At 70.8% G+C, this 944-nt stretch carries 1 protein-coding gene; it reads right to left on the minus strand.

Going from position 1 to position 944, the window contains the following annotated elements:
- Positions 1-944 (minus strand): DNA gyrase subunit A (locus tag D471_RS0106515; RefSeq protein ID WP_017597877.1); only part of this gene is annotated, 944 nt, incomplete at both ends.

A 944-nucleotide genomic window follows, 5' to 3' on the forward strand; every position in this document is an offset into this window, starting at 1 on the left:
TCGCGGAGAAGCGCAGCAGCTGGGCCTCGGAGGTGACGAACGCCAGGTCCTCCTCACCGGTGGACAGCTGGGTGGCGCCGACCAGGCGGTCGCCGTCCTTGAGCGTGATGACCTCGAAGTCGTCCTTGTTGGGCGGGAAGTCGGGGGCGACCCGCTTGACCACACCCCCCTCGGTGCCCACGGCGAAGCCGGGCCCGGAGGTGTCCATCGACACCACCGAGACCACCCGTTCGTCCCCGTCGAGCTCGACGAACTCGCCCACGTCCAGGCCGGCGGCCAGGGGCGGTCGTTCGTCGCTCTCATCGGGGAGTTCGGGGATCTCCAGGACGGGAACGCGGATCATCCGACCCAGGTCGGTGACGAGACCGACGTCCGAACGCGAGGTCGTGGGCACGGCCGTGGCGATCGCGTCGTGTCTGGTGCGCAGACCCTCGTACATCCTCGGCGGGGCGGCGCCCTTGCTGCGGCCGACGGTGCCGTCGACGCCGAGCAGGACGTGGCAGGCCTGGTCGGCCATCTCCAGGGGGACCACCGCGCCACGTGCGGCGCCGTCGCTCTCGCGCAGCTGGGTGCGGCGCGGGGTGGCGAACTTCTTCGAGACCTCGGCGAGCTCCTTGGACACCACGCGGCGCAGCTTCTTGTCCGACTCCAGGATGGACGTGAGCTCGGCGATCTCCTTGTTGAGCTGCTCGCGCTCGGTCTCCAGCTCCAGCCGGTCGAAGCGGGTCAGACGCCGCAGCGGGGTGTCCAGGATGTAGCGCGCCTGGATCTCGGACAGCTCGTAGGCGCCCATGAGGGACTCGCGGGCGGCGGCGGTGTCGTCGGCCTCCCGGATCAGGGCGATCACGCGGTCGATGTCGAGCAGCGCGACGAGCAGGCCGTCGACCAGGTGCAGACGCTCCTGACGCTTGCTCCTGCGGAACTCGCTGCGGCGGCGGGCCACC

The sequence above is a fragment of the Nocardiopsis lucentensis DSM 44048 genome, assembly GCF_000341125.1.
GTDB classification, from domain to species: Bacteria; Actinomycetota; Actinomycetes; order Streptosporangiales; family Streptosporangiaceae; genus Nocardiopsis; species Nocardiopsis lucentensis.